Below are 12,688 nucleotides of genomic sequence, written 5' to 3'. Positions count from 1 at the left end.
GAGATAAAATCGATCTAGTTAAAAATTTAATTCCGAAACTATGTTCGACGCACTGGCCGACCGCTTAGAAGACGCATGGAAAAAATTACGAGGTCAAGATAAAATCTCCTCGGCCAATATACAAGAAACCCTCAAAGAAGTCCGGCGGGCTTTATTAGAAGCAGATGTTAACCTACAGGTAGTCAAGGGATTTATTGCTGAGGTCGAGAAACAAGCCCTCGGCGCTGAAGTTATTTCCGGAGTCAATCCCGGTCAGCAATTTATCAAAATTGTCTATGATGAATTGGTTAAAATTATGGGGGAAAGTAACGTTCCCCTAGCTCAGGCCGATAAACCCCCCACCGTAATTTTAATGGCTGGGTTGCAAGGGACAGGAAAAACCACCGCCACCGCCAAATTAGCCCTATATCTCCGCAAACAGTCCAAAAGCTGCCTGATGGTGGCCACCGATGTTTACCGTCCCGCGGCCATTGACCAATTAATCACCCTCGGTAAACAGATAAATGTTCCCGTCTTCGAGATGGGTTCTCAGGCCAATCCCGTCGATATCGCCCGTCAAGGTGTGGAAAAAGCCAAAGAATTGGGCGTAGATACCGTTATCATCGACACCGCCGGTCGTTTGCAGATAGATACCCAGATGATGGGCGAACTAGCACAAATCAAGAAAATTGTCAACCCCGACGACACTTTATTAGTGGTGGATGCGATGACCGGTCAGGAAGCGGCCAGTCTTACCAACACTTTTCACCAACAAATCGGCATCACGGGGGCAATTCTCACTAAACTTGATGGCGATACTCGCGGCGGTGCGGCCTTATCAGTGCGGCAAATATCGGGACAACCGATTAAATTTGTTGGGGTTGGCGAAAAAGTAGAAGCTTTAGAGCCATTTTATCCCGATCGCCTTGCCAGTCGCATCCTCAATATGGGTGATGTCCTGACCCTAGTGGAAAAAGCCCAGGAACAGTTAGACCTAGAAGACGCGGCCAAAATGCAGGCCAAGATTTTAGAGGCTAAGTTTGATTTTAATGACTTCCTCAAACAGATGCGGCTGTTAAAAAATATGGGTTCCCTGGGGGGAGTCTTGAAGTTAATCCCCGGTCTAGGCAAACTGAGCGGTACAGACATCGAAAAGGGCGAAAAAGAGTTAAAACGCACGGAAGCGATGATTAATTCCATGACCACGGAGGAACGCGCTAACCCCGATTTATTGGCTAAGTCTCCTAATCGTCGTCGTCGCATTGCCAAAGGTTCGGGACATCCGGAAACAGAAGTTAACAAACTAATTACTAATTTCACCAGAATGCGATCGATGATGCAACAGATGGGACGGGGACAAATGCCCGCTATGCCTGGGATGCCCGGGATGGGTGGCGGAATGTTTGGGGGTGGCAATCAACCGGGGTTCCGAGGTCAAGGTGGCAGCCCGAAAAAACCGAAGAAAATCAAGAAAAAGAAAGGTTTTGGCGATTTATAGAGGCTAAAAATGTTGAAATCCGGAGCTTAAACTTAGGTTTCTACCGTCGGCTAATTTTATCTCTCTCCCGGGGACAATTTGACCGATTATCGCCCCCTCTTCCCCCACTTTCTCGAGCAATTCTCTGGCACTGTCCGGGGGCAAACACAAAACTAACTCAAAGTCTTCACCGCCGTATAAAGCCCATTCTAGAGCTTTTTCGGCTCCTACATATTCTTTCAGGGTTGGATGCAGGGGAATCCTCTCGATTTCAGCACCAACCCCACTACAGCGACAAATTTGCATGATGGCATCTGCTAACCCGTCACTGCTATCCATGCCAGCGATGGGAAATTGCTTGACAATTTTTTGTAAATGTGGTATGCAATCGAGTCTCGGTCGCGGCCGTTGATGAGCTTGGATTAATCGCTTTTTTTGGCCGGAATTTAAATTCCTCCCGGTTTCAGGGTGAAAGAGTAACTCTAATCCAGCCCGCGATAAACCGTGATAACCAGTAATAACGATACTATCGCCAACTTTTGCGTTAAAACGTCTAATTTCTTCATTTTTTGCCACTTGTCCTAGGGCGGTGATGCTGATGTTAATCTCCGTGGCCCGACAGACATCGCCACCAACGATCGCCGTCTGATATACTTGCAGACAAGAGCTAAGACCCCGATAGAGTCCTTCTAGCCAATCGATGGCTAGATCGGGAGTTAAAGCCAATCCTACCGTAATTCCCAGGGGTTCTGCCCCCATAGCCGCTAAATCGGATAAATTAGCCGCCGCCGCTCGCCAGCCCACATCTTCCGGAGAGGTGGTAAGATCGCTAAAGTGGACGTTATTAACTAAAACATCAGTGGTGACAACCAGAGAGTAACCCTCTTTCAGGGATAAAATCGCCCCATCATCACCGATAATCTCCGCAGGACAATATTTTTGCAGAATCGGTAGCAATCCCTGTTCACCCAAATCTTTAACGGTTAAATTCATGATGTTTGAGAATTGAACGATGCAGCTTCTAAAAAGTCTTTAGTTAAGAAGATTGGCACTGATTTTTTCGTAGGCGCGATCGATAATTCCCCGACCACGCAAAAAGCCGGTATTAGCCCCCGGACAAAGATAGGAGAGGGTTTCCGGGCTAAAACGGTCTAAAATAGCCTGTTGTGATCGCAATTGCCGCGGCCAGTGGAAAGTTTTCGCGGTCTGTAGGGGTTGCGGTTGACCCTTAGTGTCGGGGAGAAGATGACGACCGGTAAATAAAACCCCCCCGTGATGGTGCCAGTAGAGACAGGAGGAACCGGGAGAATGGCCAGGAGTCCAAAAACCGCTACAAGTGGGAGATAACTGGATTTGCTGCTGAAAAACGGTAATTTGACGGTGAGGAAGCAGATAGGCTTCCTGTTCCTGTAGAATAATCTCACAATTAAGTAAACTTTGCAGAGAATCGCTCTGTTTACCCTGACCCCCGCGATGGGTAAAAAATAGGTAACGGACACCCTTTTCTCGGAGAAAATCCCGCTCGCTCTCCTCACAGCTAGGACAATCCACCAGAATATTGCCGGTATTTTCTACAATAAGATAAGAGGTTCCCCCTAGGGTTTCCCGATTAGGCGAGAAAGCGTATAAACCTTCTAGAATTAATCGAGGGGGTTTTGTGGTTTTGCTAACCTCTAAAGGAGACGATTCGGTTTCCGATCGCATGGTTTGCCTATCCAAATCACAATCAATGCGGTTTACAATCTAGCACGATCGATGACCGGGCGGGCTGAAATTAGCCGCTTTTTATTCAAGAGAAAAGAGCCGATATGGAAATATGGTTGTTATTAGGGATTCTTGGCGGTTTCACTTATTTTATCGTCAAGCGTAGCGTGGCCAAAATCACGACAACACCAATATGGTTAATTTGGTTAGTCCTGATGACTCCGGCTCTTATTTGGACTGGCTGGACGTTAATCTATGGAGAGGATACCCCCATGCCGGCATTTCTGCTCATCGGTCCTTTTGTGATCTGCCCTTTTTTGTATTGGTGGCTAGTACAAAAGGGTCGAGTTACTCCCCAAGAAAGCCCCCCATCACCACTGGAAACAGCGAATTTAGTCCTAGAAAATATTGATAATCCTGCACCTAAAAATAATTTAAAACCGATCACTGCCGAAGAGGAAAAATCCCTAAGAGATTGTTTTCCTTGGGGTATTTATTATCTGCAAAATATCGATTATCGTCCCCAAGCAATTCTCTGTCGGGGGAAATTGAGAGCGGTTCCCGAAGAAGCTTATCAAGTGATTAAAAACAATGTGGAAAAGGTTTTTGGGGATCGCTTTTTATTGCTTTTCCAAGAAAGTTTTCAGGGACAACCTTTTTTCGCTCTTGTGGCTAATCCCTGGCAGCAAAAAACAGAAACTATAGAAACTGAAAAAGTTACTCGCCCCCTTATTTTCCTCGGTTTATTGTTATTAACTCTCTTAACTACCACGGTCATCGGTGCGGGATTAAGTGGCATTACCGCCCAACAATTAGAAAATAATTCTAGTTTATTACTGCAAGGTTTACCCTACAGTTTGGGCTTAATTGCTATTTTAGGACTGCACGAATTCAGTCATTATTTTACCGCCGTTAAATATAAAATTAAAACTACTTTGCCCTATTTTATTCCCATTCCTTTCTTCCTCGGCACCTTCGGGGCCTTTATTCAAATGCGATCGCCTGTACCCACGCGCAAAGCTTTATTTGATGTGGCGGTGGCCGGTCCTTTGGGGGGTATAATTATCGCTATTCCTCTACTATTTTGGGGATTGTCCCTCTCGGAAATAGTTCCCCTAACCAATCAAAGCAGTTTATTAAATTTTCAGGCCTTAAATCCGCAGTTTTCTTTTTTCTTGTCTATCGTAGCTAAACTAGCTCTCGGCAGTAATTTAATCGCGGGAAAAGCCATCCATTTACATCCTTTAGCGGTGGCAGGTTATGTGGGAATTATCGTTACAGCCCTAAATTTAATGCCCGTGGGTCAATTGGATGGTGGTCATATTGTTCACGCCATGTATGGGCAGAAAACCGCCGTAATTATCGGTCAATTAACTCGATTATTCCTGTTTATTTTAGCCCTAGTACAGCCAGATTTTTTACTCTGGGCGATTATTCTATTATTAATGCCAGTCAGCGATCAACCTGCTTTAAATGACGTGACGGAATTGGATAATAAACGAGATTTATTAGGCCTATTTTCCCTGGCTTTATTATTAAGTATTTTGCTCCCCCTTCCCGAAGCGGTGGCCCGTTGGTGGGGGATGTAAGCGACCGCATCAATCAACCCGAGTTCCGGGAAAATTATCGGTCAGTTAGGGAATAAAATCCCTATCTCCCACGTCAATGTGAGTTCGATGATCCTCACCCTCGATCACTTTAATCCACAAAGCTGAAGGCTGACAACCGCTCACCGATCACTGATATATGGTTCTCAAGGCTAATTCTCGCAGAAAAAAGCGAGTTTCTCTGAAAGGGAAGTTAGGCAAATCTAGGTTAAAATTGCTGGCTATTCCGCTAATTTTGGCGAGTTTAGGCTGGTTATACTACGATTTGCGTCAGCAGTGGCTAAAACCGGAAGCGATTTTTGTTTTGGGAGGTCATGCCGATCGAGAACGTTTTGCGGCAAAATTGGCTAAGGAATATCCCGATCTACCGATTTGGGTGTCTTCCGGTAGTCCGCGACGATATGTGAGAAAGATTTTTAAAAAAGCGGGAATTTCTCCAGAACGTCTCCATCTCGATTACAATGCGCGAGATACTGTCACTAACTTTACTAGCCTAGCCGATCAACTGAAAGCCCAAGGTGTTGATAGTGTCTATCTAGTCACTTCCGATAATCACATGAGAAGGGCGCGATTAGTGGGAGAAATTGTTTTTGGTAGTCGCGGAATTATGATTAAACCGGTGACTGTTCCCTCCCAATCACCCCCCGAACCCCTAGAAAAGTCCCTCAGAGACGGTTTTAGGGCAATATTATGGATAATAACCGGTTCTACTGGGGAATTTTGGCTAGAATCCGATTCTAGTCCCCATCTCCGATCGAAATAAAATTATCTTGACAAAATACCCACTTTATGTTCAGCAAAAATATCATTTTCGCCATCCTATTGATTTTTGTGCCGCTATCGATCGCCGGTTCCCTGTTACACTGGGGCGGAACGGTAGTTTTTATCACCGCTTGTCTAGCCATTATCCCCCTAGCGGCCTACATGGGGGAAGCCACGGAAGCGATTGCGGTGGTGGTTGGGCCAAATATTGGCGGTTTGATGAATGCCACCTTTGGCAATGCCACAGAATTAATTCTTGCCTATGTCGCTTTGCGGGAAGGTTTTATCGATGTGGTAAAAGCGACGATTACTGGCTCAATTATCGGTAATTTACTCTTAGTTATGGGATTATCGATGTTTTTAGGCGGTTTACGCTTCAAAGAACAGGAATTTCAACCGATAACCGCTCGTTTAAATGCCTCGGCCATGAATTTGGCGGTGGTGGCGCTCCTTTTACCCACTGCCGTGCAATTTACCTCCACGGGAGTCGGGGAAGCAGTCCTGCAACGTCTATCCGTGGCCGTGGCAGCGGTGTTAATTTTCGTCTATGGTTTAAGTCTCTTATTTTCCATGAAAACCCACACCTATCTCTACGATGTCGGGATTGCCGGTATCGAGGAGGAAAGCGCCAGAGAAAGCACCGCAAAGCCGAAAATCTGGTTTTGGTCTTTGATTTTATTGATCGTTACCATCGCCGTGGCCGTAGAATCGGAGTTATTGGTGGCATCCCTAGAGGAGGCTACGGAACAGCTAGGTTTAACGGCGCTGTTTACCGGGGTGATTCTTTTGCCTATTATCGGTAATGCGGCCGAACACGCTACGGCTGTCACCGTCGCTCTTAAGAATAAAATGGATCTATCGGTATCTGTGGCCGTCGGTTCCAGTATGCAGATCGCCCTGTTTGTGGCTCCGGTTTTGGTTATCATGGGTTATATTATCGGTCAGCCCATGGATTTAAATTTTAATCCCTTTGAGTTGGTAGCAGTGGCTGTAGCGGTGTGGTTGGCTAATTCGATTAGTAGTGATGGGCGATCAAATTGGTTAGAGGGAATGTTACTCTTAGCTACCTATGCTATCCTGGCCTTGGCTTTCTTTTTCCATCCTCTCACCGCTTAACGTTATCCCTTGCCGATATATAGACAATGACGGATGCTTTGGCTTAAGGGAGTGGTAAAACTGGCAATTTCGAGGATTTTACCGCGAGCTTTCCCTAGATTCTCCTCTAAACTTAAACTATCCTGCGCGGACCACTGACCACGATAGAGGATAGCGATTCCGGTCTTTTTCAGGAAAGGCAAAGCATAGTTAACACAGATATCCACATTACCTACCGCTCGCAAACAGACGATATCGTAAGCACAGTTATGTTTAAGGTTTTTCCCGACGATTTCCGCCCGACCTAAACGAGTTTTCGTGTTATTTAACTCTAATTTGTCAATAACTTCTTCAAGAAAATTAATCTTTTTTTGGGTGGAATCCAAGAGAGTCACCGACCAATGGGGATATGCGATCGCAATTGGCACCCCCGGAAATCCGGCCCCGGTCCCCAAATCAATGACTGATAGGGATTTTGTCAATAGATCTGGCTGGGATTTTTGCAACCAAGCTAAACCCGATAAAGAATCCCAAAGATGTTTTTCCCAAAACTCCTCCGGTTGGGTAATTCGGGTGAGATTAAAACGTTGATTACCCTCTAAAATCAACTCATAAAGTTGTTGAAATCGCGCTTGTTGGGCCCCATCGGGTTGCCATTCTAGGGTTTCTTGCCAAAGGTCAAATAATTCAGGAAGGATCATTAATTCGGGTTTGCTAAAAAAGTTTGTTGGTGGGGTGTGGGAATTATGAATTATGAATTATGAATTATGAAGTGGGGGAGATAGGGAAGTGGGGAAGTGGGGAAATGGGGGAATGGGGAAGTGGGTAATTTCAACTAAAAACCCCAACACCCTAAAACCCCAACACCCCAAAACCCTAAAATCTCAACTATCTGTTTTTTCACTTTTTACTTCCCTCAAATGTCCTTGTTCAATTTTCCAGTGACGGTCAGCAATGGGGAGTAATTCCCCGGCATCGTGACTAACTACTAATAAAGTCCAGTGTTGTTTGAGACTAGCGAGAAGTTTGGCCAATTGACGACGCATAGACCAATCTAAACCGGCCGTAGGTTCATCGAGAAGTAACAGATTAGGCTGCCGGATTAACTGGACAGCGAGAGATAAACGACGCTGTTGACCCCCACTAAGATTGTGGGGAGAAGTATCCAGAGGAATATTTTCTAATCCTACCTCCTTTAGGGCCTCTGTTAGGCGATCGCTTTTAATCTCCGGATGACCGAGACGCAACTCCTCAAGGATAGTTTTACCGCAAAAATGACGTTCGGGAAACTGAAAAACGATTCCTCCTAATTGTTGCAGGTGCAGCACCGTTAATTCTTGGTCGCGCCAGTGAATCGTCCCTCCTGTTTTATCGGCAAAGCCTGCTAAAATTTCCAAAAGAGTCGTTTTTCCGGAACCACTGGGGCCAACAATCAGACCTAATTCTTGGGGTGCTAATTCGAGATTAATCCCCTGTAAAATGGGATTGAGGGCAGCGGGAGGATGATAAACCACATCTTTGAGATAAAGCATTGACTGGAAAATAACTGGAAATTAAGTCTAGAAACCCGTTTCTATTGTGACAGATTTTTTGATTCGCTCAAGGAGACTTTTGACCATGGTGCTTAGGTTAGGTTTAACCCAAAAAATGGCGATCGGTGCTTCCCTGGCTGTTATGGTAATGGTTAACTGGATTGGTCCTGGGTTAGCTGGAGATCCTTTCCGGAAAACCAATCCCCGACCGATTGGGGATAAGACCGAGGCCGCTTTTAACGCTATTTTTAAACAAGGTAATTATCTAGAGGCAAAAAAATTAATTGTTGAGGCCACGGAAAAGGAACCTCAAGAACCTTTGGCCCATGCTATGCGTGCCTCTCTTGCTTTTACTGACCAGGATTGGAACACCCTAAAAACCTACTCCGAGAAAACTAAGGCAGCGGCCAAACAAATGCAGGACAGTGACCCTTTAAGGGGAAATTTGTATCTCGCGGTGGGGAGTTTTTTGGAGGGAACCTACGTTTTTCAAACCGAAGGAGCAGTATCGGCCATCCCCAGATTACAACAGGTGTTTCAGTATTTGGAAACCGCAGAAAAGGCTAATCCTACGGATCCGGAATTGAACCTGTTAAAGGGTTATATGGATTTGATTTTAGCGGTTAATCTACCCTTTTCTAGTCCCCAAGAGGCAATTGAAAGGTTAGAAACCTATGGAAGTCCTGATTACTTGGTCGATCGAGGTATAGCTCTAGCTTACCGGGATTTAAAGCAGTATGATCAGGCTTTGCGGTTTATCGATAACGCTCTGAAAGCGACCCCCGATAATCCGGAATTAATGTATCTGAAGGGTCAAATCCTGAGAATTCAAGGCAATACGGATAAAAATACTGGCTCTTTGAAACTGGCACTAGATTACTTTAATAATGCCCTGAAAAAACAGGAACAACTCCCCGAATCAGTTAAAAAACAGTTAAATCGCGAACACCGTAAGGTACAGGAGGAGATTAAATCCCTAGAAAGCACCGCTAATCGTTAAAAAATGCCTAGAAATAGTCAATATTTAGGTTTTTTTTCAGTTATCAGCTTCTGAAGGCAAGAGCCAAGAGGCAAGAGGCAAGGGGCAAATTTTGCCAAAACAGAAAATCCCCTCTTATGTTATATAAAGTAAAGGATTATTAAGCTTCGCGGAAGTTTATTAATTAAAGTTAAAAATATATTGACAAAAAAATTGGCTTGTGGTATAGAGCAGAATTTGGCTAAACCTCCTAGCTGATTTATTGTCAAGGGTTCACCTAAGTGTAATTGGAGATTTCATGACGGCAACGACGGATAAATTGCATGGGGAGTTGATCACCTCGATCGAGCCAGACTTTAAACTGAAAGATATTATTAAAAGCATTCCCAAAGAATATTTCCAGAAAGACCCAGTTAAAGCTTGGTTTGGTGTGATTACGAATATTTTGGCGGTCATTGCCGGTTATGCAATGCTAGTTTATTCTCCCTGGTATTTACTGCCTTTAGCTTGGATTTTCACTGGTACAGCTTTAACGGGATTCTTTGTGATCGCCCATGATTGCGGTCATCGGTCTTTTTCCAATCGACCCTGGGTTAATGATCTTGTCGGTCATATTTTCCTCTTACCGCTTATCTATCCCTTCCACTGCTGGCGTTTCCTCCATGATCGCCACCATGCTAAAACTAACATGGTAACGATAGATAATGCTTGGGATCCTTGGGAATTAGAAGCTTTTAACTCGGCCAATCCCCTAGTGCGTCTCTTTTATCGCGGCATTCGCGGTCGTTTCTGGTGGCTCGGTTCGATCGCCCACTGGGCTATTCTACACTTCAACATCGAACAATTCAAAGAGAACGAACGGGACAAAGCCCGCTTTTCGATGATTGTCGTCCTAGTTTTTGCCGCTATTTTGTTCCCAACCCTAATTTTCTACACTGGTGTCTGGGGGTTCGTTAAATTTTGGGTGGTGCCTTGGTTTGTCTATCATTTTTGGATGAGTACCTTTACCCTTGTTCATCACACAGACCCCGATATTCAATTTTCCTATCCCGAAGACTGGAATCAAGCTTTAGCACAACTAGAGGGAACGGTTCACTGTAGCTATCCCCGTTGGGTAGAAATTCTCTGTCACGATATTAATGTCCATATCCCCCATCATATCTCGACGGCGATTCCTTCCTATAACCTCCGCAAAGTTCACGCTAGTCTCAAAGAAAATTGGGGGAGTCACCTGAAAGAAACTAAGTTTTCTTGGGCATTAATGAAGCGAATTGTTGATTATTGCCATATTTTCGACTCCGAAACCGCTTACAAAACCTTTAAGGAAAGTCGCGGTTAAATCAGTTATCAGTTATCAGTTATCAGTTATCAGTTATCAGTTATCAGTTATCAGTTATCAGTTATCAGTTATCAGTTATCAGATTTGAGTTTTAAGTGACAGTATTAAATCGAATTTTCCTACTGTCTTTTCACTGATTACTGATTATTGTTTACTGGCCACTGTTTACTGGACGGCTACGCCGTGCCTTTGGCAACACTGAAAAAAGCTCCCTGCTCCCCAATTCATAATTCATAATTCATAATTCATAATTCATAATTCATAATTCATAATTCATAATTCATAATTCATAAGGAAAGATTACCAAGAACCGCGTTTACCATTGGGCATAACTGTTAACCAATTGGTTTTTGCTAGGGCGATTTGTTCTCGAGTTACTTGGGCATCAGAGAGATTAGCCCCGCAAAGATTAGCGTTTTTGAGATGAGCATAGCGAAGATTGGCTCCGGTGAGATTCGCCCCGCGTAAATCGGACTCTTCCAGGTCTGCATAACCGAGATAGGCATTATTTAAATTGGTATTTTTGAGAATAGCTTGACTGAGATTAGTCCGGCCCAGATCCGCATTGGACAGATCCGCCCCTTGTAAATTAGTGCCTGTTAATTTGCATTGAAAGAAATTTACCCCCAAAAGTTTTGCTTTAGACAGATTGAGATGCGATAATTCCTCCTGGGCAAAATTGCGCCGGCCGTTATTGTAAGCATCGAGAATCGCGTTTTCATCTAAGCGGCGTTTTCTCTTGGATAAGGTTATATCTACGCTGCTCTGGTCTTTGTTTCTGTATGATATTTTTGTATTGGTTGTTAAAAAGGTCATCTGTCCCCCCGGCAGATTATCTGGAGAGGCCTCTAGTTTTTTATTTTTGGGGCGAAATTTAGAGTTGAGAGGGCCAGAAACGGAGGAAGTGGCTATTGGGACTGAATCTTGTGGTGGTTTCGGGGAAGTAATCATTGGAGCCGCGATTAAACTTTGGGCTAGACTATCGGCATAAGCGGTCATGTCTAAAGCATCCATTACCTCTTGGGCGGATTTGTAGCGATGACGGACGGAGACTTCCAGCATTGTTTTCAGGACTTTAGCAAACTGGGGACTCACCTTGACTAATTTTTCCCAGAGTAATTCACCTGTATTGACATCAACTTCGATAGCTTTAGGAGATCTGCCCGTGAGTAGATAGATACAGGTAACTCCCACGGCATAGATATCACTAGCATAGACCGGACGCATGGCCATCTGTTCGGGAGGGGCAAAACCTTGGGTACCCACGGCAAAATTAGTGAAGGCAGTTTGAGAATTGACATTGACGATAATAGTGTTAACTTGATTTTTGACAGCCCCAAAGTCAATCAGAACCAATTTTCGATCCGTTTGCCGAAGAATTAGGTTAGCGGGTTTGATATCCCGATGAATTACCTTTTGTTTGTGGATATATTTCAAAATCGGCAACAGTTCACTTAAAAACTGTTTGACTCCCGCTTCGCTAAACGGTCCGCGTTTTTTTACCTCTTGGTGCAGATTATTACCTTTAACGTATTCTTGAACTAGATAAAACTGTTGATTATCTTCAAAATAGTCCAATAATCGGGGAACCTGCGGATGAACGCCCAGTTTTCCCAGGGTTTCCGCTTCTCGCTCAAAAAGTTCCCTGGCCATCTGAAAAACATTAGGATCGTCAGTGGAAGGTCGCAGTTGTTTAACCACACATAGGGGGTTACCTGGTAGGGACAAATCCGATGAGACAAAGGTTGCCCCAAACCCTCCTTTCCCTAAAATGCCTAGGATCTGATAGCGGTCGTGCAGAAGAAGTTTTGAACCGCAACTCTCGCAGATTAACGCTTTTGGGGCGTTTTTCGGTTGAGGACAGTCGGGATTAAGGCAGTAGGTCATATAGAGTCACCAGTTGACCAATACTTTTTTGCTAACACAGTTTAACAATGCACTCTTTCGAGATTCTCCTCAAGAGAGGGGACTTACCAGAGTCTAAAACCATAAAGAAGCTTTATAGCGGTGTGCAGTCGTATGAGGTACAGTATCACGAGCTATAAACCATGCTAGGCAAAGCTTGGTCTGTATCTCACTCAAGCGCTTACCGCTATAGACAATCAAAGCGCTCCCGTAGTCTTGGTTATCGACTAAAACAACGCCTTTTACTGTCATTGCTTAGTTAACGTAGGGGCAACTTATCAAGACAGAGGTTGCTTGCTAACTGGAATT

At 44.4% G+C, this 12,688-nt stretch carries 11 protein-coding genes; 6 read left to right on the top strand and 5 right to left on the bottom strand.

The window, feature by feature from the left end; all coding sequences use genetic code 11:
• Positions 1–40 precede the first annotated feature (40 nt).
• Positions 41–1,477 carry a signal recognition particle protein gene (ffh, locus tag N0824_RS12230; RefSeq protein WP_045358811.1) on the top strand — a complete coding sequence of 479 codons (1,437 nt, stop codon included), beginning with the start codon at positions 41–43 and terminating at the stop codon, positions 1,475–1,477.
• Between the two features lie 3 nt (positions 1,478–1,480).
• Here the strand turns inward: ffh and thiL are convergent, their stop codons facing one another.
• Positions 1,481–2,449 carry a thiamine-phosphate kinase gene (gene thiL, locus N0824_RS12225; RefSeq protein ID WP_108936950.1) on the bottom strand — a complete coding sequence of 323 codons (969 nt, stop codon included), beginning with the start codon at positions 2,447–2,449 and terminating at the stop codon, positions 1,481–1,483.
• 39 nt (positions 2,450–2,488) lie between these two features.
• A complete protein-coding gene (locus tag N0824_RS12220) occupies positions 2,489–3,160 on the bottom strand; it encodes an MBL fold metallo-hydrolase (RefSeq protein ID WP_108936949.1) in 672 nt (223 codons plus the stop codon).
• Between the two features lie 104 nt (positions 3,161–3,264).
• Here N0824_RS12220 and N0824_RS12215 point away from each other — a divergent pair, with 104 nt between their 5' ends.
• From N0824_RS12215 to cax, 3 genes are all read left to right on the top strand, one after another.
• Entirely contained in the window at positions 3,265–4,749 is a 1,485-nt protein-coding gene (locus tag N0824_RS12215) for a site-2 protease family protein (RefSeq protein ID WP_108936948.1), read from the top strand.
• A gap of 157 nt (positions 4,750–4,906) precedes the next feature.
• Positions 4,907–5,530 (top strand): YdcF family protein, encoded by a 624-nt coding sequence (locus N0824_RS12210; protein ID WP_108936947.1) that lies wholly within the window; start codon positions 4,907–4,909, stop codon positions 5,528–5,530.
• A 26-nt stretch (positions 5,531–5,556) separates the two neighbouring features.
• Positions 5,557–6,645 (top strand): calcium/proton exchanger, encoded by a 1,089-nt coding sequence (gene cax, locus N0824_RS12205; protein WP_108936946.1) that lies wholly within the window; start codon positions 5,557–5,559, stop codon positions 6,643–6,645.
• Positions 6,646–6,647: 2 nt separating this feature from the next.
• Here the strand turns inward: cax and rsmG are convergent, their stop codons facing one another.
• A complete protein-coding gene (gene rsmG / locus N0824_RS12200; protein WP_108936945.1) occupies positions 6,648–7,325 on the bottom strand; it encodes a 16S rRNA (guanine(527)-N(7))-methyltransferase RsmG in 678 nt (225 codons plus the stop codon).
• A gap of 183 nt (positions 7,326–7,508) precedes the next feature.
• On the bottom strand, positions 7,509–8,156 hold the full coding sequence (locus N0824_RS12190; RefSeq protein WP_108936944.1) for an ABC transporter ATP-binding protein: 648 nt from the start codon (positions 8,154–8,156) through the stop codon (positions 7,509–7,511).
• Positions 8,157–8,241: 85 nt separating this feature from the next.
• On the opposite strand from N0824_RS12190, the gene N0824_RS12185 reads away from it, so the two are divergent.
• Entirely contained in the window at positions 8,242–9,156 is a 915-nt protein-coding gene (locus tag N0824_RS12185) for a Sll0314/Alr1548 family TPR repeat-containing protein (protein ID WP_108936943.1), read from the top strand.
• 277 nt (positions 9,157–9,433) lie between these two features.
• A complete protein-coding gene (locus N0824_RS12180) occupies positions 9,434–10,474 on the top strand; it encodes a fatty acid desaturase (protein ID WP_108936942.1) in 1,041 nt (346 codons plus the stop codon).
• A gap of 300 nt (positions 10,475–10,774) precedes the next feature.
• Here the strand turns inward: N0824_RS12180 and N0824_RS12175 are convergent, their stop codons facing one another.
• Entirely contained in the window at positions 10,775–12,361 is a 1,587-nt protein-coding gene (locus tag N0824_RS12175) for a serine/threonine-protein kinase (protein ID WP_108936941.1), read from the bottom strand.
• Positions 12,362–12,688: the final 327 nt, after the last annotated feature.

The sequence above is a fragment of the Microcystis sp. 0824 genome, assembly GCF_003112475.1.
GTDB classification, from domain to species: Bacteria; Cyanobacteriota; Cyanobacteriia; order Cyanobacteriales; family Microcystaceae; genus Microcystis; species Microcystis aeruginosa_C.
Note: the sequence above shows the minus strand (reverse complement) of the source record. Positions and strands in the feature narration are given on the sequence as shown.

Bases quoted from the DNA above. Each gene is read 5' to 3' on its own strand.
- thiL (WP_108936950.1), bottom strand. From the start codon at position 2,449: ATGAATTTAACCGTTAAAGATTTGGGTGAACAGGGATTGCTACCGATT.
- N0824_RS12215 (WP_108936948.1), top strand. From the start codon at position 3,265: ATGGAAATATGGTTGTTATTAGGGATTCTTGGCGGTTTCACTTATTTT.
- N0824_RS12180 (WP_108936942.1), top strand. From the start codon at position 9,434: ATGACGGCAACGACGGATAAATTGCATGGGGAGTTGATCACCTCGATC.
- N0824_RS12175 (WP_108936941.1), bottom strand. From the start codon at position 12,361: ATGACCTACTGCCTTAATCCCGACTGTCCTCAACCGAAAAACGCCCCA.
- N0824_RS12190 (WP_108936944.1), bottom strand. From the start codon at position 8,156: ATGCTTTATCTCAAAGATGTGGTTTATCATCCTCCCGCTGCCCTCAAT.
- ffh (WP_045358811.1), top strand. From the start codon at position 41: ATGTTCGACGCACTGGCCGACCGCTTAGAAGACGCATGGAAAAAATTA.
- N0824_RS12210 (WP_108936947.1), top strand. From the start codon at position 4,907: ATGGTTCTCAAGGCTAATTCTCGCAGAAAAAAGCGAGTTTCTCTGAAA.
- N0824_RS12220 (WP_108936949.1), bottom strand. From the start codon at position 3,160: ATGCGATCGGAAACCGAATCGTCTCCTTTAGAGGTTAGCAAAACCACA.
- rsmG (WP_108936945.1), bottom strand. From the start codon at position 7,325: ATGATCCTTCCTGAATTATTTGACCTTTGGCAAGAAACCCTAGAATGG.
- N0824_RS12185 (WP_108936943.1), top strand. From the start codon at position 8,242: ATGGTGCTTAGGTTAGGTTTAACCCAAAAAATGGCGATCGGTGCTTCC.
- cax (WP_108936946.1), top strand. From the start codon at position 5,557: ATGTTCAGCAAAAATATCATTTTCGCCATCCTATTGATTTTTGTGCCG.